At 70.1% G+C, this 20,824-nt stretch carries 20 protein-coding genes and 1 pseudogene; 12 read left to right on the top strand and 9 right to left on the bottom strand.

The features are described from left to right. Positions 1–40 precede the first annotated feature (40 nt). On the top strand, positions 41–514 hold the full coding sequence (locus ERL55_RS05290; protein ID WP_241685850.1) for a DUF6491 family protein: 474 nt from the start codon (positions 41–43) through the stop codon (positions 512–514). On the opposite strand, the gene ERL55_RS05295 is transcribed toward ERL55_RS05290, so the two are convergent. From ERL55_RS05295 to htpG, 5 genes are all read right to left on the bottom strand, one after another. After that, positions 487–765: an oxidative damage protection protein gene (locus tag ERL55_RS05295; RefSeq protein WP_129135495.1), complete on the bottom strand. Its 279-nt coding sequence runs from the start codon at positions 763–765 to the stop codon at positions 487–489. The genes ERL55_RS05290 and ERL55_RS05295 overlap by 28 nt on opposite strands. Continuing rightward, entirely contained in the window at positions 762–1,835 is a 1,074-nt protein-coding gene (mutY, locus tag ERL55_RS05300; protein WP_129135496.1) for an A/G-specific adenine glycosylase, read from the bottom strand. Before mutY ends, ERL55_RS05295 begins: the two co-directional genes overlap by 4 nt. Further along, positions 1,832–3,085: a hypothetical protein gene (locus ERL55_RS05305; protein WP_129135497.1), complete on the bottom strand. Its 1,254-nt coding sequence runs from the start codon at positions 3,083–3,085 to the stop codon at positions 1,832–1,834. The genes mutY and ERL55_RS05305 overlap by 4 nt, the downstream gene beginning before the upstream one ends. Continuing rightward, entirely contained in the window at positions 3,082–4,551 is a 1,470-nt protein-coding gene (gene ftsY, locus ERL55_RS05310) for a signal recognition particle-docking protein FtsY (RefSeq protein WP_129135498.1), read from the bottom strand. The genes ERL55_RS05305 and ftsY overlap by 4 nt, the downstream gene beginning before the upstream one ends. A 109-nt stretch (positions 4,552–4,660) precedes the next feature. Next, positions 4,661–6,565, bottom strand: coding sequence for a molecular chaperone HtpG (htpG, locus tag ERL55_RS05315; RefSeq protein WP_129135499.1), 1,905 nt, complete (start codon positions 6,563–6,565; stop codon positions 4,661–4,663). A gap of 148 nt (positions 6,566–6,713) precedes the next feature. Between htpG and rsmD the strand changes: the two genes are divergently transcribed. From rsmD to ERL55_RS05350, 7 genes and pseudogenes are all read left to right on the top strand, one after another. Then, positions 6,714–7,322, top strand: a complete 609-nt coding sequence (rsmD, locus tag ERL55_RS05320; protein ID WP_129135500.1) for a 16S rRNA (guanine(966)-N(2))-methyltransferase RsmD — start codon at positions 6,714–6,716, stop codon at positions 7,320–7,322. A 67-nt stretch (positions 7,323–7,389) separates the two neighbouring features. After that, positions 7,390–7,893, top strand: a complete 504-nt coding sequence (coaD, locus tag ERL55_RS05325) for a pantetheine-phosphate adenylyltransferase (protein WP_129135501.1) — start codon at positions 7,390–7,392, stop codon at positions 7,891–7,893. Between the two features lie 44 nt (positions 7,894–7,937). Then, positions 7,938–8,426: a hypothetical protein gene (locus ERL55_RS05330; protein ID WP_129135502.1), complete on the top strand. Its 489-nt coding sequence runs from the start codon at positions 7,938–7,940 to the stop codon at positions 8,424–8,426. 97 nt (positions 8,427–8,523) lie between these two features. Beyond that, a complete protein-coding gene (locus ERL55_RS05335) occupies positions 8,524–8,775 on the top strand; it encodes a YfhL family 4Fe-4S dicluster ferredoxin (RefSeq protein ID WP_129135503.1) in 252 nt (83 codons plus the stop codon). Next, positions 8,772–10,537, top strand: a pseudogene (gene ggt / locus ERL55_RS05340) (gamma-glutamyltransferase). The gene ERL55_RS05335 and the pseudogene ggt overlap by 4 nt, the downstream one beginning before the upstream one ends. Beyond that, on the top strand, positions 10,534–11,424 hold the full coding sequence (locus tag ERL55_RS05345; protein ID WP_129135504.1) for an MBL fold metallo-hydrolase: 891 nt from the start codon (positions 10,534–10,536) through the stop codon (positions 11,422–11,424). Before ggt ends, ERL55_RS05345 begins: the two are co-directional and overlap by 4 nt. A 2-nt stretch (positions 11,425–11,426) precedes the next feature. Then, the gene (locus ERL55_RS05350; protein ID WP_129135505.1) at positions 11,427–12,122 is read left to right on the top strand and encodes a hypothetical protein; all 696 of its coding nucleotides are present in this window, start codon (positions 11,427–11,429) and stop codon (positions 12,120–12,122) included. Between the two features lie 18 nt (positions 12,123–12,140). Here the strand turns inward: ERL55_RS05350 and upp are convergent, their stop codons facing one another. Next, a complete protein-coding gene (upp, locus tag ERL55_RS05355; protein ID WP_129135506.1) occupies positions 12,141–12,773 on the bottom strand; it encodes a uracil phosphoribosyltransferase in 633 nt (210 codons plus the stop codon). A gap of 144 nt (positions 12,774–12,917) precedes the next feature. On the opposite strand from upp, the gene ERL55_RS05360 reads away from it, so the two are divergent. From ERL55_RS05360 to ERL55_RS05375, 4 genes are all read left to right on the top strand, one after another. Then, positions 12,918–15,479 (top strand): TonB-dependent receptor, encoded by a 2,562-nt coding sequence (locus ERL55_RS05360; protein ID WP_129135507.1) that lies wholly within the window; start codon positions 12,918–12,920, stop codon positions 15,477–15,479. 11 nt (positions 15,480–15,490) lie between these two features. Next, the gene (locus ERL55_RS05365) at positions 15,491–16,645 is read left to right on the top strand and encodes a 6-bladed beta-propeller (RefSeq protein ID WP_129135508.1); all 1,155 of its coding nucleotides are present in this window, start codon (positions 15,491–15,493) and stop codon (positions 16,643–16,645) included. A gap of 68 nt (positions 16,646–16,713) precedes the next feature. After that, the gene (locus tag ERL55_RS05370) at positions 16,714–18,090 is read left to right on the top strand and encodes a metallophosphoesterase family protein (protein ID WP_129137222.1); all 1,377 of its coding nucleotides are present in this window, start codon (positions 16,714–16,716) and stop codon (positions 18,088–18,090) included. A gap of 100 nt (positions 18,091–18,190) precedes the next feature. Next, on the top strand, positions 18,191–19,048 hold the full coding sequence (locus ERL55_RS05375) for a pirin family protein (protein WP_129135509.1): 858 nt from the start codon (positions 18,191–18,193) through the stop codon (positions 19,046–19,048). A 38-nt stretch (positions 19,049–19,086) separates the two neighbouring features. Here the strand turns inward: ERL55_RS05375 and ERL55_RS05380 are convergent, their stop codons facing one another. The 3 genes from ERL55_RS05380 to ERL55_RS05390 form a co-directional block, all read right to left on the bottom strand. Beyond that, positions 19,087–19,551, bottom strand: a complete 465-nt coding sequence (locus ERL55_RS05380; RefSeq protein WP_129135510.1) for a hypothetical protein — start codon at positions 19,549–19,551, stop codon at positions 19,087–19,089. Between the two features lie 160 nt (positions 19,552–19,711). Beyond that, positions 19,712–20,227, bottom strand: a complete 516-nt coding sequence (locus tag ERL55_RS05385; RefSeq protein ID WP_129135511.1) for a DNA-deoxyinosine glycosylase — start codon at positions 20,225–20,227, stop codon at positions 19,712–19,714. A gap of 37 nt (positions 20,228–20,264) precedes the next feature. Next, the gene (locus ERL55_RS05390; protein WP_164972119.1) at positions 20,265–20,768 is read right to left on the bottom strand and encodes a histidine phosphatase family protein; all 504 of its coding nucleotides are present in this window, start codon (positions 20,766–20,768) and stop codon (positions 20,265–20,267) included. Positions 20,769–20,824: the final 56 nt, after the last annotated feature.

Raw genomic sequence — 20,824 nt, forward strand, 5'->3', positions numbered from 1 at the left:
ATGTTGCGGCTACCGCATTGCCACGTTGCTGGAGCACGCCATGACGATCCGCAAGGCCGCACCGTTTCCCACCTCGGCGCTGGCGCTGGCGATGCTCGTACTCGCCGGCTGCGCCACCGGCTCGATTCCCGATGCGCAGAAGCTCGACCTGCACCGCAGCCATGCCGGCGAGCCGGTCAGCAGCTTCAACTTCTTCGGCCGCCTCAATGGCTGGACGCCACTGGGCGACAGCGCGCTTGCAGTCTGGACGCGACCGGGCGAGGCGTTCCTGCTCGAGCTCACCGGCCGCTGTCCGGACCTCGATTTCGCGCAGGCGATCTCGTTGACCAGCACGCAGAACCGCGTGCATGCGCGCTTCGACAAGGTGATCCCGCTCAGCAGCAATCCGCACCGGATCCCCTGCCATATCGCGGCGATCCGGCCATTGGACACCCGCGCGCTGCGCACGGCCGAGCGCGAGCTGCGCGAGGGCGAGGTGGTGGCGGATCAGCCCTCGGGGGACGCCGGCACGTAGCCGGCGGGTTTTTCCGCGCCGCCGCCGAAGAGGAATTTCTCCATCTCGGTTTCCAGGAACGCGCGGTGCTTGGGATCCAGCGGCGACAGCCGGTTCTCGTTGATCAGCATCGTCTGGTGGGCCAGCCACGCCGACCATGCGGTCTTGCCGACACCGGCATACACGCGCTTGCCGAGCTCCCCGGGCCACGGCACGAAGTCCAGACCTTCGGTCTCGCGCTGTTCGTACTGGCAGAACACCTGTCGGGTCATCGGGTCTCTCCTGGGGCGGGGGATGGGCGCTGGGCGGCGGCATCGAGCAGGCGGCGGATGGGCGCCGGCAGGCCGATGGCATCGAACGCCGCGGGCGGCACCCAGCGCAGATCGTCATTGTCGCCCACCCGGGTGCGCGGGGTGACGCCGCGCCAGCGGTGAGGGTGGATCAGCAACCGGTAGTGGCTGAAGCCATGCGGCACCGGCGCAAGTGCTTCGCCGCATGCAAGCCGTGCATGGCTGTCGGCAAGCGCGTGTGCCGCATGCGCGTCGCCGGCTTCGGGCAGGGACCACAGCGCTGCCCAGATGCCGGTCGGCGGACGTCGCTGCAGCAGGATGCGGCCCTGATCGTCTTCCAGCACCACCATGTGGGTCTGGCGCTCCGGCAATGCCTTGCCAGGCCGCGGCGTCGGCAGCTCCGTGGTGCGGCCCTCGCGGCGCGCGATACAGCCGTCGGCCACCGGGCACAGCAGGCAGTGCGGGGCGTGGCGCACGCACACCGTCGCGCCGAGATCCATCTGCGCCTGCGTGTAGTCGGCCATGCGCGCATCCGGCAGGTGGGAGGCGGCGTGCGCCCACAGCACGCGTTCGACCGCAGGCTGTCCCGGCCAGCCACCCACGCCGTGCCAGCGCGCAAGCACGCGCTTGACATTGCCATCGAGGATCGGGAAACGGTCGCCCCAGGCCTGCGACAGGATCGCCCCGGCGGTGCTGCGGCCGATGCCCGGCAGGGCGAGCAGGGCATCGAAATCGCGCGGCAGGTCACCATCGTGCAGCTCGACGCAGGCGCGCGCGGCCGCGTGCAGGTTGCGCGCGCGCGCGTAGTAGCCCAGGCCCGACCACAGCGCGAGCACCTCGTCCTGCGGCGCGGCGGCGAGCGCGCGAACATCCGGCAACGCTGCAACGAAGCGCTCGAAGTAGGGCACCACCACGGCGACCTGGGTCTGCTGCAGCATGATTTCCGACAGCCACACGCGGTACGGCGTGCGTGGGTGCTGCCAGGGCAGGTCGTGACGGCCGCTACGGTCGAACCAGGCCAGCAGACGCGTGGCGAAGGCGTCGGCGCTCATGGTTGCATCCGTCTGTCGTCGTCGGACGGCTGGTCGTCGATGCGGATCTCCACGCCGTGCAGCGTCGCGCCGGGGATTTCCAGCACCGGTGCGCGCACGGTGCCGGCGACCGGCGGCAGCGGGGTACCGGCGCCGAGCTGCGCGAGCCAGCCGGGGATCGCGTCGGTGTGCACATGGCCTTCGAAACGGGCGTCGCCGCGTGACAGCCGCAGCGCCAGCGGTGTGGAGAGGTCGGGTGCGCCGTCATAGCCTATCGCGAAGGGCGTCGGCTCCTGCGCGCGGTCGAGCGGCGCCGGCAGCACCGGCCAGGCAGACGGCCATTCGGCGAGGCTGCCATGCATGGCAAGCGACAGCCCGTCGCGCAGCACCAGTCCGCCACCGGCGCGCAACCGCGGCAGCAGCCCCTGGCCGCGCAGGGTCACCGCCAGCGGATCGATGCGCAGCCCGCCCGCGGCGATCAGCACTTCGCCGGCAAGCCCCGCCACCAGCGGATGGGTGGAATCGTCCAGTTGCAGATTGCCGCGCAGGGACAGCGCCGTGCGTTTCACCGCGATGCGCCCACCGGCCGTATCGAGGCGGCCGGACAGGCGCAGCCACGCCGGCAACCGCCAGCTCGCAGCCGTGGGGGCCGCCGTGCCGGCAATGCCGATGCCGGCCTGCGCGGAAGCACGTGTCATCGCCACGCGCAGGTCGAACGGCGCACGCAACGCAGCCGCCACATAGCGTCCGCGCACATGCGCACGCAACGGGGCGTTCATGGCGAACTCCGGCAGCTCGATAGACAGCGCTTCCAGTCGCCAACCAGCGGCATCGATGCGGCCACCGGTGATGCCGATGCCGTCGACGAACACGGGCGCGGCCCCGTCGCCGGCCGGGCGCTGCCCCCACCAGCGCAGGAACGCCGGCAGGTCGAGCACGGGTGCATCCAGTTCCAGCCGTTGCACGTCGAGCACGGCGCCGCGCGCGCGCAGCGTCGACCAGGGCACCGACAGCAGCACGCGGTCGGCGCCCAGCAGCGGCGTCGGCTGTCCCGGCACGCGCGCCACCACGTCGTGGGCCACCAGTTCCGGGGTGCCGCGCAGGCGGTAATCGAACGCGGACGCCGTGATCTCAAGCCCGCTGGCCGTTCCTGCCATCTCCAGCAGGAAGCGCCCGACAGTCTCGGCACGGGTGGCCCAGCGCAACGCCGCCAGCGCCACCAGCAGCAGCGCCACGATCACGACCAGCGCGACCGCGCGCCGGCGGCTCACTGCGTGGCCGTGCCTTCGCTGCCCAGCGATGCCGGCAGCAACGCGTCGACAAAGGCCTGGGCATCGAATACGCGCAGGTCCTCCGGGCGCTCGCCGATGCCGGCATAACGAATCGGGATGCCGAACTCGCGCGCGAGCGCGAACACCACGCCGCCCTTGGCGGTGCCGTCGAGCTTGGTCACCACCAGGCCGGTGACGTTCACCGCGGCATGGAACTGGCGCAGCTGCGAGATCGCGTTCTGGCCGGTGGTGCCGTCGACCACCATCAGCACCTCGTGCGGCGCGGCGGGGTCGACCTTGGCCAGCACGCGGCGGATCTTGCCGAGTTCGGCCATCAGCCCCTGCTGCGTGTGCAGGCGGCCGGCGGTATCGGCGATCAGCACGGTGGTGCCGCGTGCCTTCGCGGCCTGCAGCGCGTCGAACGCCACCGCGGCGGGGTCGGCCTCCTGGCCCTGGGCGATCACCTGGACATCGTTGCGATCACCCCAGGCCTGCAGCTGCGCCACCGCGGCGGCGCGGAAGGTATCGCCCGCGGCCAGCATCAGGCTGTGGCCCTCGTCCTTGTAGCGGTGGGCCAGCTTGCCGATGGTGGTGGTCTTGCCGACGCCGTTGACGCCGACGGTGAGGATCACGAACGGCCTGGCGGCAGGGTCGATCTCCAGCGGACGTGCCACCGGCTTGAGCATCTCCACCAGTTCGGTGCGCAGGGCCGCGAGCAGTGCGTTGGCGTCGGCGAATTCACGGGCCTTCATGCGCTTGCGCATGCCTTCCACCAGCGCGGTGCTGGCGGTCACGCCGACGTCGGCAGTCAGCAGTGCGGTCTCGATCTCGTCGAGAAGGTCGTCGTCGAGCCGTGGGTTGCGCGAGAACACGCCGCCCAGGCTGCGTGCGAAGCCGGTACCACGCAGGCGCTCACGCCAGCTGGCTGCCGCGGGGGCCGGTTCCGGCTTCGGGCGCGGTGCCGACATCGCGGCGATGATCGCGTCGGGCGACATCGGGGCGCTGGCCGCAGCCGCCGGGGAAAGCGACGCGGCAGCGGCCGTCGGCAACGCCGATGCATGCGGGATCGGCGACGCGGGCGCCGCACCTGCGGCTGGCGTCGCGGCCGTCGCCTGAGCGGTGGCACTGGCCGGCGCGTGTGTTGCCGTCGTTTGAGCGGCGGCGGCGGCGGTGGCGGGCGCGGCGCCCGGAGCCGGCGTCGCGGTTGCCGTGGACGTCGGAGCGCCGCTGCCCGGTGCTTCCGTGGCGGACGATGGCACTGCTGCCGTGTCGCTGGTGGCAGCGGCCTGCACGGCAGGATCGACCGCCGGCGTCGGCGCGGGCGACTGCGACGCCAGCTCGTCGACACGGTTGCTGGTGCTGTCCGCCGGCGCCGTCGTCGGGAACGCGGCCGCAAGCTCCTCGGCGCTGAAGCCGCGGCGCGGCTTCGGGCTTTCCTCGGGTTTGCGACGGAAGAAACTGGCCATGCGTGGGGGCTCGACGTGGGGGCGACATGCTATCACCGGGGTCCGCGACGACCCGGCGACGGGAGGGCGGGAGAAGGGCGCCGGCCTCTGCAGCCGGCACCCGGGCACGTCAGCCGGCCAGTTCCAGCAGCAGCTTGTTGAGCCGCTTCACGTAGGCGGCCGGGTCCTTGATGCCGTCGCCGGCAGCGAGCGCGGCCTGGTCGAACAGCACCCGCGACAGGTCGCTGAAGCGCTGCGGATCCTGCTCGGCATCGAGCTTGGCGATCAGCGGATGCTCGGGGTTGAACTCGAACACCGGCTTCGACTCCGGTACCTGCTGCCCGCTGGCTTCCAGCAGCTGCCGCAGTTGCGGGCTCACCGCACCCTCGGTGAGCGCGAGGATCGCGGGCGAATCGGTCAACCGGTGCGAGACCCGCACCTCCTGCACGTCGTCGCCCAGGATCGCCTTGAGCCGGCCGGCCAGTGCTTCCTTGGCCTTCGACGAGGCTTCCTGTGCCTGCTTCTCCTCGTCGGTGGCGAGCTTGCCGAGGTCGAGGTCGCCGCGCGCGATGTCGGCGAACTGGCGGCCGTCGAACTCCGTGAGGTAGCCCATCAGCCACTCGTCGATGCGGTCGGTCAGCAGCAGCACCTCGATGCCCTTCTTGCGGAACACCTCCAGGTGCGGGCTGTCCTTGACCTGCGCATGGGTTTCGCCGGTGAGGTAGTAGATGCGGTCCTGGCCTTCCTTCATCCGCGCCACGTAGTCGGCAAGCGCCACCGACTGCTCGCCGGTAATGTCATGCGTGGACGCGAAGCGCAGCAGGCCGGCGATCTTCTCGCGGTTGGAGAAGTCCTCGGCCGGGCCTTCCTTCAGCACCTGGCCGAATTCGCGCCAGAAGGTGCGGTAGGCCTCCGGCTTGTCCTTGGCCAGCTTCTCCAGCATGTCGAGGCTGCGCTTCGTCAGCGCGGCCTTCATCGAGTCGATCACCGGGCCGGCCTGCAGGATCTCGCGCGAGACGTTGAGCGAGAGGTCGGCCGAATCGACCACGCCGCGCACGAAGCGCAGGTACATCGGCAGGAACTGCTCGGCCTGGTCCATGATGAAAACGCGCTGCACGTAGAGTTTCAGGCCCTTGGCGCCGTCGCGTTGATAGAGGTCGAACGGTGCGCGCCCGGGCAGGTACAGCAGCGAGGTGTATTCCAGCTTGCCCTCGACCCGGTTGTGGCTCCAGGTGAGCGGGTCGCTGAAATCGTGGGCGATGTGCCTGTAGAAGGCCTGGTAGTCCTCGTCCTTGAGTTCGGTCTTCGGACGCGTCCACAGCGCACTGGCCTGATTGACCGCTTCCCATTCCGGGGCTGCCGCATCCTTGTCGTCCTCGCCATGACGCTCGGCGCGCATCTCGATCGGCAGGCCGATATGGTCGGAGTACTTCTTGACGATGTTGCGCAGCGTCCACCCGTCGGCGAAGCTGTCGTCGCCGTCCTTCAGGTGCAGCACGATGCGGGTGCCGCGCTCCGGCTTGTCGATGGTGGCGACCTCGAATTCGCCTTCGCCGGCCGACGACCAGTGCACGCCTTCGGACGCGGGCAGGCCGGCGCGGCGGCTGTACACGTCGACCCGGTCGGCAACGATGAAGGCGCTGTAGAAGCCGACGCCGAACTGGCCGATCAGGTTGGCGTCCTTCTTCTGGTCGCCCGACAGCGCCTTGAGGAAGTCGCCGGTGCCGGACCTGGCAATCGTGCCGAGATGCGCGATCGCCTCGTCGCGGCTCATGCCGATGCCGTTGTCGTCGATGGTGACGGTGCGTGCCTGCGTGTCGAAATCGATGCGGATGCGCAGGTTCGGATCTTCCTCGAGCAGCGCGGGCTGGCCGATCGCCTCGAAGCGCAGCTTGTCGGCGGCATCGGCCGCGTTCGACACCAGCTCCCGGAGGAAGATCTCCTTGTTGGAGTACAGCGAATGGATCATCAGGTGCAGCAGCTGCTTCACCTCGGTCTGGAAGCCCAGGGTTTCCTTGTGGGTGTCCGTGGTCATCGTGGTTCCGTCGACAGAAGGGTTGGTGTGCGGGCCGCGCAAGGCACGGCGACAGCGGGCAGATGAGGGCCGCTGCCGCCGCAATCAAGGGCGGGCGCACGTGATGGCTGGTCTATGATCCTGCTCCGTCGCGTCAGCAGGACCTTTTATGGCCCGTCGAAACAGTCCCGGTACCGGTGCGTCGCGCTTAGCGCGAGGGCCGGGAATGGGCTCGGTGCGCATCGTCGGCGGGCGCTGGCGGGGCAGCCGGCTTCCGGTGCCCGATGCGCCCGGCCTGCGTCCCACGTCCGACCGCGCCCGCGAAACACTGTTCAACTGGCTGCAGCCATGGCTGCCCGGTGCGCGCGTGCTCGACCTGTTCGCGGGCAGCGGCGCGCTGGGCTTTGAAGCGGTGTCGCGCGGCGCCGCGCAGGCGGTGCTGGTGGAGCGCGATGCCGCGCTCGCGGATGCGCTCGAGGCCAGCGTCCGCCGGCTCGATGCGGCCGACAGCGTGCAGGTGGTGCGCGCCGATGCACTGGAGCTCCTGCGCGCGCCGCTGCTGGGCCGTTTCGACGGGGTGTTCTGCGATCCGCCGTTCGAGGGCGGCCTGTGGGCCACCGCACTGCAGCGGCTGGCGCCGTGGCTCGCCGACGATGCCTGGCTGTATGTGGAATCGCCGGCTGCGGCGCCGGTGCAACCCGACGGCGACTGGCACCTGCACCGCGAGGGCGGCACCCGCGACGCCCGCCATGCGCTGTACCGGCGCGGTGCCGGCTGAGCGGCGGCGGTCGCAGCGACACTGATACACTGACGGCCCTGTCGCCGCACGCCGAGCCATGCCTGCCATGAGCGCGCCCCGCAGCCGCATCGCGGTCTATCCGGGCACCTTCGACCCGATCACCAACGGCCATGTCGACCTGGTGGGCCGGGCGTCGCTGCTGTTCGAGAAGGTGATCGTCGGCGTGGCGGAAAGCGCCGCCAAGGGCCCGACGCTTCCGCGGGACCAGCGCGTCGACCTCGCCCGCGAGGCGCTGGTGCAGTTCCCGAACATCGAAGTGCGCGGCTTCGCCTCGCTGCTGGCGCATTTCGTGCGCGAGGTCGAGGCCGGCGTGCTGCTGCGCGGCCTGCGCGCGGTGTCGGACTTCGAGTACGAATTCCAGCTCGCCAGCATGAACCGGCATCTCATCCCCGAGGTCGAGACCCTGTTCCTGACCCCGGCCGAGCAGTACGGCTTCATTTCCTCGTCGCTGGTGCGCGAGATCTCCCGCCTCGGCGGTGACGTCTCGGGTTTTGTGCCCGCGGCGGTGGCCGACGCGCTGCAGGCCGAATGGCGGCGCAACGAGAAGTGATCACCACCCACATGCCGAACCATCCATCCACGGGGAGCTCCACCATGAAGACCATCAACAACGTGCTGCTGGCCGCGTGCCTGGCCCTGCCGCTGGCCGCGTGCCAGCAGGAAGAGGCGCCGCAGCAGGTCGAGCGCGCCGCGGTGCCGGCGCCCACCACGGAAGACAGCGCGGCCTGGCGCACCTACCTGCAGGACCAGGTGCCGCGCCACATGGAGGGCATCACCAACCAGCCCTACATCTACCTGGTTCCCGGCGAAAGCACCGAGGACTTCGAAGGCAGCTACGAGCGCCTGCTCGACAAGGCCCGCCTCGACCTGCAGCGCGGCATCATCCGCGGCAACCTGCTGGCCTATGCCGGCCCCAACTCGAACCGTGTCGCCGATCTCGTGGTCGCCGCGTTCGAGGGCGTTCCGGAAAACACGATGCAGGGCGTGCGCGTGGTCTACCTGGGTTCGGCGGAAGAGAACCCGCGGGTCGAGGCAGCGGTGGCGCCGGCCGGCGTCGAGTACCGCTTCGTCGAGGCGAAGTGACCGCGGATCGTCACCCGACATCCGCTTTCGCCTTCCCGGCTCCGGCCGGGAAGGTGGGCGCAGGACGCCGCCAGCGCGTCTGCGCGGAGGCGCCGCCATGGCGCTGATCATCAACGAGCTCTGCGTCAACTGCGACGTCTGCGAGCCCGTCTGCCCCAACAAGGCGATCACCATGGGCGCGGCGATCTACGTGATCGACCCGGCCCTGTGCACCGAGTGCGTGGGCCATCACGATGAGCCGCAGTGCGTGATGGTATGCCCGGTCGAATGCATCGACCCGGACCCCGCATTTCCCGAGACCCCGGAGCAGCTGCTGGCCAAGTTGCGACGGCTGGAGGATTCCGAATGACCCACGCCATCCGGCGCCCGGCAGCCTGGTGGCTGCTGCTGACGCTGTGCCTGTTCGTCGCCCCGCTGGCCGCCGCCGACGGCAGCCGCACGCCGCTCGCGGAGCGCCCGCCCGGAGCCGCGGTGGCATCCGCGCACTCGCTGGCAACCGATGCCGGCCTTCGCATCCTGCGCGAGGGCGGCAACGCGTTCGACGCCGCGATCGCGGTCTCGGCCACGCTGTCGGTGGTGGAGCCGATCAGTTCCGGCATCGGCGGCGGTGGGTTCTTCCTGCTGCACGACGCCGGCAGTGGCCGCGACATCTTCATCGACGCACGCGAGACCGCGCCGGCCGCGGCGACCCCGGAACGCTACCTCACCGCGGACGGCGGGTTCGACCGCGACCGCGCCGAGAACGGCCCGTGGGCCGCCGGCATTCCGGGGCTTCCCGCGGCATTCGTCCATCTCGCCGAACGCTACGGCAAGCTGCCGCTGGCACAGTCGCTGGCGCCGGCCATCCACGCCGCGCGGGAAGGCTTCCCCGCCTACGGCCGCATGACCCGCGGCTACGAACGCCGCCGTGCGGTGATGGAGCGCTACCCCGGCACCCGGGAAGTGTTCCTCGCCCAGGGCCGGCCACTGCGCGATGGCGACCTGTTCCGGCAGCCGGATCTTGCGCGCACGCTGGAGCGCCTCGCGGCCGAAGGCTTCGACGGCTTCTACCGCGGCGAGACCGCGCGCCTGCTCATCGACGGCGTGCGCGCCGAGGGCGGCGAGTGGACGGCGGAGGAACTGGCCGCGTACCGCGTGGCCGAGCGCGAGCCGATCCGCTTCGATTACCGCGGCTGGGAGATCGTGACCGCGCCGCCGCCGTCGTCGGGCGGCATCGCGCTGGCGCAGATGCTGCAGATCCTCGAACCCTACGACCTCGGCGCACTCGAACCGGCCACCCGTGCCCACCTCACCATCGAGTCGATGCGCCGCGCGTTCCGCGACCGCACCTTCTACCTCGGCGATCCGGACTTCGTCGACGTCCCGCAGCGCCTGCTGACCAGCCGCGACTACGCCGCCGGCCTGCGCGCCACCATCCATCCCGCCAGGGCCACGCCCAGCGACCTGCTGTCCGGCGAACCGACGCCGCTGGAAGACGAGGAAACCACCCACTTCTCGATCATCGACGCCGATGGCAACCGCGTGGCCGGCACGCAGACAGTCAACCTGCTGTACGGCTCCGGGCTGATCCCGCCCGGCACCGGGGTGCTGCTCAACAACGAGATGGATGATTTCGCCCTCAAGCCCGGCACGCCGAACGCGTTCGGGGTGATGGGTTTCGACGCCAACGCGCCGGCACCGGGCAAGCGCATGCTGAGTTCGATGACGCCGAGCTTCATGGTGCGCCCGGACCGCGTGGCGGTGTTGGGTACCCCGGGGGCTCGCGCATCATCACCATGGTGCTGCTGGGCATGCTCGGGTACGACGCCGGCTTCGGTGCGCAGGAGGTCGCGGCGCTGCCGCGCTTCCACCACCAGTGGATGCCCGACGTGGTCTCCGCCGAGCGCGGCATGTTCGACGCGGCCACCGCGGCTGCGCTGCGCGCGATGGGCCACGAGCTGAACCTGCCGCCGGACGAGGCCGCGGGTGGGCGCGGTTCCAGCCACGTCTGGGGCAACCTGCAGACGGTGCTTTGGAACCGCGTCGACAACACCCTGGAAGGCGGCACCGACCCGCGCAACGATGTCGGCGAGGCGAGGGTGGAGCTGCGCGCGACCACGCCTGCGCCATGAAGCTCTGGTCCCTGCAGGGCAATTCCCAGCAGCTCGATGGCGGCGCCATGTTCGGCAACGCGCCGCGCGCACTGTGGACGCGCTGGTCTCAGCCCGACGAGCGCAACCGCATTCCGCTGGCCACGCGCGCGCTGCTGGCAACGCCGCTCAACGGAAAGACCGTGCTGTTCGAGACCGGCATCGGTGCGTTCTTCGACCCCGCACTGCGCGACCGCTACGGCGTGGTCGAGGAGCACCACGTGCTGCTCGATTCGCTGGCCGAAGCCGGTTTCTCGCACGAGGACATCGACGTGGTGGTGCTGTCGCACCTGCACTTCGACCACGCCGGCGGCCTGCTGTCGGCGTGGAGCGAAGGCCGGGCGCCGGAGCTGCTGTTTCCGAACGCCACCTTCCTCACCAGCCGCCCGCACTGGGCGCGCGCCACGAAGCCGCACGCGCGCGACCGCGCAAGCTTCATTCCCGAGCTGCCGGGCCTGCTGGAAGCCAGCGGCCGCCTGCAGTTCGTCGAAGGCGACCGCTCGCCGCTGCTCGGCGATGCGGTGCGCTTCCGCTACAGCGATGGCCATACGCCGGGGATGATGCTGGCCGAGATCCTCGGCCCCGAGCGCGTCGACGGCCAGCCGCACGGCGGCGTGGTGTTCTGCGCCGACCTCGTGCCCGGGCGGCCGTGGGTGCACGTGCCGATCACCATGGGCTACGACCGCAACCCCGAGCTGCTGATCGACGAGAAGGATGCGCTGCTGGCCGACGCACTGGCGCGCGACGTGCATCTGTTCTTTACCCACGATCCGGACATCGCGCTGGCGCGGGTGGTGCGCGACGACCGTGGCCGCTATGCGACCACGCATGAGGTCGCCTCGTTGCAGGCGCGGACACTCGGCGGCTGAGGATGCGCATTGCCGGCCTGCTCCTGCTGCTGTTGGCCATGGGCACCGCAACAGCGCAGGCGCCGGTTGCCCCGGTGCAGCCGCAACCCGCGGAGCGCCTGGTCGACCGCGAATTCGGTATCGCCAGCAGCGGTTACGCGTTACGCCGCGACGTGCAGATCCTGCGACGGGTGCCCGGTACACAGGGCGACCGCCTTGTCTGGCAGGACGTCGAAGTGCCGTCCACGCAGCTACCGGACGGGCGTGCCGATCCCGCTCCGCCGCTCGCGGCATGGGTGTGGCTGGCGCCCGCGCGGATGCCCGATGGTGACGAGCTGCCGCACGCGCTGATCGTGGAACTGGGGGTCTGGCGGCTGCTGCATCCGGATCCGGCGCTTCTCCCACCGAACCTGGCGGCCACCTTCCAGCGCGTGGGCGACGTGCTCACCACGGCGGCCGATCCGATGGCACCGCAGGCCGGCGACCTGCGCTTGCGCTGGTCGGAACTGGTGCTGCCCGATGGCACCGGTTTCGTTGCGACCGACGACGGCTGGGTTGCAGTCGCCGCCGATGCCGGCCACGACGCCGCGGTAGCCGCGGACTCCGCCGCGGACACGCGCATTGAAGAGTCCGGGCCGTACTGGCGCTACTGGCTGGCCGCCGGTCTGTTGCTGGCGATCGTCGCCCTCATGGCCTGGCGCCGGCAGCGGCGACGCTGAGCCCGCACGGGCAGCGCGTCATCCCACCCGCGTTCCGAAGATCCGGTCCCCAGCGTCGCCGAGGCCCGGCAGAATGTAGCCCTTCTCGTTGAGGCGCTGGTCGATCGCGGCGGTGTAGACCTCGACATCCGGATGCGTCGCCTCCAGTGCACGCAGGCCTTCCGGTGCCACGACCAGGAAGATCGCGCGGATGCGTCGTGCGCCGGCGCGCTTGAGCATGTCGACGGTGGCGATCAGGGTGCCGCCGGTGGCGAGCATCGGGTCGAGAATCAGCGCATCGCGCTCGTCCAGGCGGCCGGTGAGGCGTTCGAAGTAGGGCACGGGCTGCAGGGTCTCCTCGTCGCGCTGCAGGCCGACCACGCTCACCTTGGCCGCCGGGATCAGCGACAGCACGCCGTTCAACATGCCCAGCCCGGCACGCAGGATCGGCACCAGGGTGATCTTGGCACCGGCGATGCGCCGCACTTCCACGTCACCCGCCCAGCCGCGCTGCACCGCGGGCTCGGTCTCGAGGTCTGCGGTGGCCTCGTAGGCCAGCAACGTGCCGAGTTCGGTGACCAGCTCGCGGAAGGCCTTGGTCGGCAGCTCGGCATCACGCAGCAGGCCGATCTTGTGCTGCACCAGCGGGTGGCGGACTTCGACGATCTTCATGGCGGCTCCAGGTAAGCGATGGGCGCAGTGTCGCGCAAACCGGCGTGACCGCAACGCTGTCATGTGACCGGCACATTGCTGTCATGGGTGTGCAACCGCGTGGCAACAGCATGTGCACCAGTCGTCCACACCCAACGGATCCCCGTGACCAGCAGACATCCGCTCCCGGCCGCGATCGCCATCGCACTGGCCGCCCTTGCCGCGCCCGGCGCGTTCGCGCAGTCGCTCGCACCGCCCACCCCCGGCATGGATGCCACCGATCTCGACCGCGTCGTGGTGCATGGCCAGTACGAATCGCAGATGCGCGCGATCGACTTCAAGCGCGCGTCCGATGCCATCCAGGACACCGTGTCCGCGGACTCCATGGGCCAGTACCCCGACCAGAACGTCGGCGAATCGCTGTCGCGCCTGCCGGGCATCAGCGTCACCCGCGACCAGGGCGAAGGCCGCTACGTGGTGATCCGCGGCCTCGATGCCGCACAGAATTCGGTCATGGTCGACGGCGTGGGCATGGGCACGCCGGAGGACAGCAGCCGCGCCGCACCGCTGGACGTGATCCCCTCGGACTCCACCGAGCGGCTCACCGTGATCAAGGCGCCGACGCCGGACCTGCCCGGCGATTCGCTCGGCGGCACCATCCTGGTCGAATCGGCATCGGCCTTCGACCGCGACGGCCGCAACATGCGCCTCAAGGCCGAGCTCGACCACCAGACCCTCAGTGGCGAAACCAGCCCGAAGGCGGCATTCAACTTCAGCGACATCTACAACGGCACCTTCGGCGTGGCCTTCGGCGTGAGCTGGCAGGACCGCGACTACGAGTCCGACAACATCGAGGTCGAATACGACGACCAGTTCGAGGATGTCACCGGCGAGCGCCTCACACCGGTGGAGGTCCAGCGTCGCAAGTACCAGATCAACCGCGAGCGCACCGGCGTCAACCTCAACCTCGACTGGCGGCCGGACAACAACAACCAGTACTACCTGCGCACGCTGTTCACCGACTTCACCGATGCCGAGACCCGCCAGAACCAGATCCTCCCGGTGGGCGAGGGCGACATCGTCGATTACACCGGCGACAGCTGGACGGTGGAGAACATCGCCGCCGACGATTTCGGCCGCCGCCTGCGCTACCGCACCAAGGAGGAGGACAACCTCACGATGAGCGCCGGTGGCATGAACCGCGTCGGCCAGGCGCGCTTCGACTACCAGCTCGGCTATACCAAGGCGCGCGAGCGTGTCGACGACGAGATCGAAATGCGCTTCGAGTACCTCGGCGATGACGATGTCGCGATCGGCATCGGTCCCGGCCGCATCCCCGCGTTCGATGTCATCGACCCGGCCGGCGGCGACGCCTGGCTGCGCAACGCCAACTACGGCCTCGACCGCCTGGTGATCGCGCCCAAACAGGTCGACGACGACTCCCTGAGCGCGAAGTTCGACGTCAGCTGGAACGGCGACACCATGGCCGTGAAGGCCGGCGTTCTTGGCCGCTGGCGCGACCGCGACGTCAACGTCGACGAGGCCGAATACCGCCGTGGCCCGGACGTGGACCTTGCCGCATGGACCACCGGTTCGCCCGGCTATCGGCACGGGGACTACGGAGACGGCATGTCGTCTGCAGCGATGCGCCGCTTCGTGCGCGGGAACCGCGGTGCGTTTTCCGCGCGACCGCAGGACGTCGCCGAAAACACCATGGTCTCGCTGGTCGAGGACTACACCGCAAGCGAGGACGTGCTGGCCGGCTACCTGATGGGCACGCGCGACATCGGCAACCTGCGCGTCATCGCCGGCGCGCGCGTTGAGCGCACGGAGTTCGACGCCACAGGCTGGATGGTCGACCTCGACGCGGACGGCGAGCTCACCGCCGCCCCGACGTCATCGTCGAGTTCGTACACCAGCGTGCTGCCTGGCCTGCACCTGCGCTACGACACCGGCAACGACTGGGTATTGCGCGGCGCTGTGACGAAAACGATCGCGCGGCCGACCTTCGGCGACATCTCGCCGCGGGTGAACATCCACCGCGACGACGGGGAGGTGTCGCTGGGCAATCCGCAGCTCGATCCCTACGAGTCGCTCAATGTCGATCTTTCCTTCGAGCGTTACCTCGGCGAGTCCGGCATCTTCTCCGCCGGCATCTTCCACAAATCGATCGACGGCTACATCGTCGAGACCTGGACCGGCAGCGATCCGCAGTTCCCGGGGTACGACGTCACCCGCCCGGTCAACGGCGAGGACGCGGAAGTACTCGGCGTCGAGCTCAACTGGCAGCAGAAGCTCGACTTCCTGCCCGGCGCATGGAGCGGCCTGCTGGTCGGCCTGAGCGGCACCTGGCTGGACACGGAGTTCGTTGCCGGCACCGAGGACCGCGCAGGCGAGACGTTCGCGCTGCCGCTGTCTTCGGAGCGGCTGTACAGCGCGCACATCGGCTGGGAGAACGATCGCCTCAGCACGCGGCTGGCTGTCGTGCATCGCAGCGAGTACCTCGACGAAATCGGTGACGACGCCCGCTACGACCTGTGGGTCGCGCCCAACACACAACTCGACTTCAGCCTCGACTACAGCATCAACAACGACTGGAGCGTGTACCTCGAAGCGGCGAACCTGCTCGATCGCCCGCTGGAGGTCTACCAGGGCTCGCGCGACTTCACCGTGCAGAACGAGCTGTACGGCCGCAGCTACGCGCTCGGCGTCAAATTCAACTTCTAGGGGCACACACGATGAAGCAGACAAGGGGTTTCCGCATCCCGCACGAACTCGCCGCCTGCGCACTGGCGCTGGCCATCGTCGCCTGCAGCAATGACGCGCCACCTCGACCGGCGGCGATGGATGCGGAGGATCGCGCCGACGTCGCCCGCGAAGCCAACCGCGCCGATGCCGCACGCGCGGTCGAGGTGCCCGAGGCATTCGCCACGCCGATGACGCCGGAGGACAACATCGACTCCGTTGCCAGCTGGACCGCAGCCGATGGCCGCGTGCTGCTGCTGGCCACCGCCAAGTCCACCCATCGCCTGGTGGTCTACGACGGTGCCACCGGTGAACGCGTCCGCCATGTGGGCGGGCAGGGCACGGGGCCAGGCGAGTTCGACCGGCCCAACGGTATCGCCATCGCCGATGACCTGGTGTTCGTAGTCGAGCGCGACAACCGCCGCGTGCAGGTGCTGCAGCTGCCGGACATGCGCACGGTGGCCGAGTTCGGCGCCGACGTGCTGCAGCTGCCGTACGGCATCTGGATCAACGACACCGGCGGCGGTTACGAGATCTACGTGACCGATGCCTACATGGCCGGCGAGGATGCGCAGGGCGAGGACATCCTGCCGCCGCTGGAAGCGCTGGATCGTCGCGTACACCGTTTCGCCTTCTCGCGCGAGGGAGATGGATTCAGCGCACGCCATATCGACGCGTTCGGCGACACCTCGCCCGAGGGCGCGCTGCGCGTGGTCGAGTCCCTATGGGGCGATCCCGCCAACGACCGCCTGTTGATCGCCGAGGAGGACGAGACCTACGCCAACGAGTTCAAGGTGTACGACCTGGAAGGCCGGTTCGCCGGGCGCACCATCGGCGCGCAGTTCCTGCAGGCGCAGGCCGAGGGGATCATGCTCAGGACCTGCGCCGACGGCAGCGGCTGGTGGATCACCACCGAGCAGGGCAAGGGACGTACGGCGTTCCATCTGTTCGAACGCACGTCGCTCGAGCACGTCGGCGCCGTCAGCGGGCCGACGGTCGCCAACACCGATGGCATCTGGTTGCATGACGCGCCGACCGCACGCTTCCCCGATGGCGTGCTGTACGCGGTGCACGATGACCAGGGCGCGGTCGCCATCGACTGGCGCGACATCGCCAACGCACTGGAGCTGCCCGCATGCGCGCGCTGAGCCATCGCGACCGCGCGGTTCCCCCGGGCCCGCGCCGGGCCGCTTCCTTCGCGGGTTGCCGGCGGCTGATGACGGCACTGCTGCTGGTCGTGCCGTTGACGGCGCCGGTGCTCGCCGCTGATCGCTTCGGCCCGGGCATCCATGCGCTCGAGCCGAACACCCTGGTGCCCTCCGGCGACCTGCACTACGCGCCAGCCGCCCGCCCGGATCGCATCCTCGCCACGCCGGCGGCCGACCCCGCACGCGGCTTCCAGGTCTCCTGGCGCACCTCGGCGGGCATCGAGGCGCCAAGGCTGGAACTGGTGGTGGCCGACGATTCCCCGGCCGTGGGCGAGCCGCGCAGCCTGGCCGCGCGCAGCAGTGCCTTCGCGACCGGCAATGGCGCGGGCCACCAGCACCGGGTGGACGTGGACGGGCTCGAGCCCGACACGCTGTATGCCTTCCGCGTCGAGGGCGGCAACGGCTGGTGGAGCCCGTGGCGGCAGCTGCGCACCGCCGCCGCACCGGGCGCCGCGCTGGAGTTCCTGTACTTCGGCGACACCCAGAACAAGAACGCAAGCCACGGCAGCCGGGTGCTGCTGGAGGCGTTGCGGCATGCGCCGCAGGCGCGGCTGGCGCTGTTTGCCGGCGACCTCGTCAGCGGCGGCGATGGCGAGGACGACAACGAGTGGGGCGAGTGGGCCGACATCACGGCAGCGATCGCCGCGACGATGCTGGTCGCCCCGGTGGCCGGCAACCACGAGTACTTCAAGCAATTCGAGGACACGCCCCGGGAGCGCCGCGTGCTCGGCCAGCACTGGCCGCACATGTTCGCGCTGCCGGACAACGGTGCGCCGGGTGCGGAGCGCACCACGTACTGGTTCGACATGCATGACGCGCGCTTCGTCGTGCTAGACGGCACCTCCGCGCTCGACCTGGGCACCGCGGCCGCGCAGGCGACGTGGCTGGATGGCGTGCTGCGCGACAACCCGCGCGCGTGGTCGATCGTGGCCATCCACCAGCCGCTGTACTCGCCACGCGAGGGGCGCGACAACGCGCTGCTGCGCGAGCACCTGATGCCGGTGCTGGAGCGGCACCAGGTCGACCTGGTGCTGCAGGGCCACGACCACACCTACGGCCGGCGCGCGGGCGATGCCGGTGCGGCCACGCCCCAGTACGTGGTGTCGGTGGCCGGTGCCAAGCAGTACCTGCTCTCGCAGCAGGCGCGCGACACCATGGCGCCGGTGGCCGAGGACACCCAGCTGTTCCAGGTGCTGCGCATCGACGGCGACACCCTGCGTTACGAGGCGCGCACCGCCACCGGCAGGCTTTATGACGCGTTCTCGCTGGTCGGTACTGCGCGTGGCGCGCGCACGCTCGTCGAGCATCCGGAAGGGCGCGTCGCCCAGCGCGAATGCGGCCGCGAGGCCACGCTCAAGGGCCGCACCGACCGCTGCTGGGAATAGCAGCGGGGGCGGCGCGGTAACCCTGCGTTCCACTGCTGGCAGGTGACGCCGGCACCGGGCGTCCCCATCCTTGGGGCATGTCCACCCTGCGGAGCCCGCCATGAGCGCCATCGACCCGACCCGCTACGCCCGTGTTGCCGGCCGGCTGCGCGGCGCGCCCACCTCCGATGGCGCCGGCGTGCGCCTGACCCGCGTGATCGGCAGCCCGCAGCTGCCGGATCTCGATCCGTTCCTGCTGCTCGACGAATTCGGCACGGAACGTGCCGAGGACTACATCGCAGGCTTTCCCGAGCATCCGCACCGCGGCTTCGAGACCGTCACCTACATGCTCGACGGCCGCATGCGCCACCGCGACAACAAGGGCCACGAGGGCCTGCTGGTGCCCGGCGGCGTGCAGTGGATGACCGCCGGCAGCGGCCTGGTGCACTCGGAAATGCCCGAGCAGGAAGCCGGCCGCATGCGCGGCTTCCAGCTGTGGGTGAACCTGCCGGCGAGGGACAAGATGACCGCCCCGCGCTACCAGGAGTTCGGCCCCGAGCGCATCCCGGTGGTGCGCCCGGCCGAAGGCGTCGAGGTCAGGGTGATCGCCGGCGAGGTCGACGGTGTCGCGGGCCCGATCGCCCAGCCGGCCACCGACCCGCTGTATCTCGACCTCGCCCTGGACGCAGGCCGTGACTGGACGCACCTGCTGCCTGAAGGCCACAACGCCTTCGTCTATGTCTACGAAGGCGCGCTGACCGTGGGCGAGGGCGATGACGCGCGGCCGCTGTCGGCACAGGAATTGGCGGTGCTCGGCGGTGGTGATGTGCTGCGCCTACGGGCGGACGTCGCGACGCGCGCGATCATCGTCGCCGGTCGCCCGCTGCGCGAGCCTGTGGCCCGCCACGGCCCGTTCGTCATGAACACCCGCGAGGAACTGATGCAGGCCTTCGTCGACTTCCAGGAAGGCCGCTTCTAGCGGGCTGCAAGGCGACCGTATCGCGGTCGCCGCAGCCCTCAGTTCGCCGAGAACCGCGCCTCGTCGAAGCGCAGCGATTCCACCAGCCGCTGGTTCTCCTGCAGCTGCTCGCTGGTGCGCGCATGCAGCCACACGTGCATCACCTGCCCGTTGTCGAGTTCCACCAGCGTCTCGCGCACCAGCGTCGACGGATCCGCCGCCACCTCGCCGCGATACCAGCGGATCTCCTGCCCGGCCACCACGCCGCGCTCCTCGCGGTTGCTGCGTGCCGGCTCGAACGGCGAACTGCCGGCCAGGTACAGGCCGAATGCCTCGCGGCCGTCGGCATCGGTGGCCCGGCAGATCAGGAATGAATCGCTGCTGCGCTGCGTCCAGGTGAGCGCCGCATCGCCGGGCAGGCGAGGGCATTCGTCGGCCTGCTGGGCGTATGCCAGCGGCGCGAACAGCGTGGACAGCAGGATGGCGGCAGCGGCGCGCGGCAGCCGGCGTGTGGTTCTGGTCATTCGACATTCCCCCTTGTTGGTCACCGCGCGATCCCCATCGCGCATCGGACCTTCCCGCCCACGACCTTAGACCTGTGCGGGCGCCATTACAAATTGCGAACTGCGTCGCACTTCCGTGTGCGTGCGATGCATACGTCGATGCACGCGCGCGTGGCCGCGCCTACGGGCGCGGCAGGCAAGGAGCGATCGCGGACCGCCAGGCATCCAGCTTCTCCTCCAGGCGCATCGCGGCATGCGCGGGGCTGGTGGACGGCAGCGCCACGCTCGCGACCTGCCGTGGCAGCCACGGCGCCACATGCCGGGCGAACAGGCGAGCCGCCGTCCCGCCGTTGAATGCCACCAGCGTGATCCGTGGACGCGCCGCGAAGAAGGCGTCGAAGTCATTGACCACGATGCTGCCGGGTTCGATCCGTGCATCCAGGCTGCCATCGCGCACGCAGTGCGCCAGCACATCCCACAGCGCGATGCCGACATCAGCGAGCCGTTGCAGTCGCTGCGGGTACGGGAACTGCGGGCCTGCGTCGGCGATCGTGCCCATGATCGGCCAGAACGCATTGCGCGGATGTGCGTAGTACATCTGCGCCGTGAGCGATGCGGCACCCGGCATGCTGCCCAGCACCAGCACGCGCGCATCGGCGGTGGCGACCGCAGGCAGGCCGGTGAGCGTCGCCGTCATGCGCGGCAGTGGAGCGAGCGGTGCGACCGCTCCTGTTTCAGAACTCGCGCTTCGACAGACGCGCATCGCCATCGGCGCGGATGCGGACCTCGTACACCTCGCCGTACACGCTCTCGTCGATCGGAGGCACCGGGCACGCGCACAGGGTGGACACCAGCATCGGCACCGTGTTGCTGTGGCCGACCACCAGCACCTGCTGGCCGACATGGCGCAGGTGCATCACGGTCACCGTTTCCGTGGGCGGTGCACTGCCGTCGTATTCGCGTACCTCGAGCCCCTTCGCATCGGCCAGCGGACGCGCGGTCTCGCGCGTGCGTCGGGTGGCGGTCGAGTAGATCGCCGACAGCGGAACATCGGCCAGCAGTGTCGCCAGCGCCTGCGCGCGTGCGCGCCCGGCCGCGGTCAGCGGTGGATCCTCGGCCGGGGCCTCGGCCTTTTCCGCGTGGCGCACCACGATGAACACGGTGTCCGACCCCGGCTTCGGCAGGCCGGCACAGGCGGACAGGAGGATCAGCAGCGGCAACAGCAGCAGGCGGCGCATCGGGGTTCCGGATCGGGGCAGCCCGTGCATGATGCCGGCGCCGGCACGCGCTGACA

The organism is Luteimonas sp. YGD11-2, from assembly GCF_004118975.1.
GTDB classification, from domain to species: domain Bacteria; phylum Pseudomonadota; class Gammaproteobacteria; order Xanthomonadales; family Xanthomonadaceae; genus Luteimonas; species Luteimonas muca.

Excerpts from the sequence above, each read along its gene's own strand:
- ERL55_RS05290 (WP_241685850.1), top strand. The coding sequence starts at position 41 with ATGACGATCCGCAAGGCCGCACCGTTTCCCACCTCGGCGCTGGCGCTG.
- ERL55_RS05295 (WP_129135495.1), bottom strand. The coding sequence starts at position 765 with ATGACCCGACAGGTGTTCTGCCAGTACGAACAGCGCGAGACCGAAGGT.
- mutY (WP_129135496.1), bottom strand. The coding sequence starts at position 1,835 with ATGAGCGCCGACGCCTTCGCCACGCGTCTGCTGGCCTGGTTCGACCGT.
- ftsY (WP_129135498.1), bottom strand. The coding sequence starts at position 4,551 with ATGGCCAGTTTCTTCCGTCGCAAACCCGAGGAAAGCCCGAAGCCGCGC.
- htpG (WP_129135499.1), bottom strand. The coding sequence starts at position 6,565 with ATGACCACGGACACCCACAAGGAAACCCTGGGCTTCCAGACCGAGGTG.
- rsmD (WP_129135500.1), top strand. The coding sequence starts at position 6,714 with ATGGCCCGTCGAAACAGTCCCGGTACCGGTGCGTCGCGCTTAGCGCGA.
- coaD (WP_129135501.1), top strand. The coding sequence starts at position 7,390 with ATGAGCGCGCCCCGCAGCCGCATCGCGGTCTATCCGGGCACCTTCGAC.
- ERL55_RS05330 (WP_129135502.1), top strand. The coding sequence starts at position 7,938 with ATGAAGACCATCAACAACGTGCTGCTGGCCGCGTGCCTGGCCCTGCCG.
- ERL55_RS05335 (WP_129135503.1), top strand. The coding sequence starts at position 8,524 with ATGGCGCTGATCATCAACGAGCTCTGCGTCAACTGCGACGTCTGCGAG.
- ERL55_RS05345 (WP_129135504.1), top strand. The coding sequence starts at position 10,534 with ATGAAGCTCTGGTCCCTGCAGGGCAATTCCCAGCAGCTCGATGGCGGC.
- ERL55_RS05350 (WP_129135505.1), top strand. The coding sequence starts at position 11,427 with ATGCGCATTGCCGGCCTGCTCCTGCTGCTGTTGGCCATGGGCACCGCA.
- upp (WP_129135506.1), bottom strand. The coding sequence starts at position 12,773 with ATGAAGATCGTCGAAGTCCGCCACCCGCTGGTGCAGCACAAGATCGGC.
- ERL55_RS05365 (WP_129135508.1), top strand. The coding sequence starts at position 15,491 with ATGAAGCAGACAAGGGGTTTCCGCATCCCGCACGAACTCGCCGCCTGC.
- ERL55_RS05370 (WP_129137222.1), top strand. The coding sequence starts at position 16,714 with ATGACGGCACTGCTGCTGGTCGTGCCGTTGACGGCGCCGGTGCTCGCC.
- ERL55_RS05375 (WP_129135509.1), top strand. The coding sequence starts at position 18,191 with ATGAGCGCCATCGACCCGACCCGCTACGCCCGTGTTGCCGGCCGGCTG.
- ERL55_RS05380 (WP_129135510.1), bottom strand. The coding sequence starts at position 19,551 with ATGACCAGAACCACACGCCGGCTGCCGCGCGCCGCTGCCGCCATCCTG.
- ERL55_RS05385 (WP_129135511.1), bottom strand. The coding sequence starts at position 20,227 with ATGACGGCGACGCTCACCGGCCTGCCTGCGGTCGCCACCGCCGATGCG.
- ERL55_RS05390 (WP_164972119.1), bottom strand. The coding sequence starts at position 20,768 with ATGCGCCGCCTGCTGCTGTTGCCGCTGCTGATCCTCCTGTCCGCCTGT.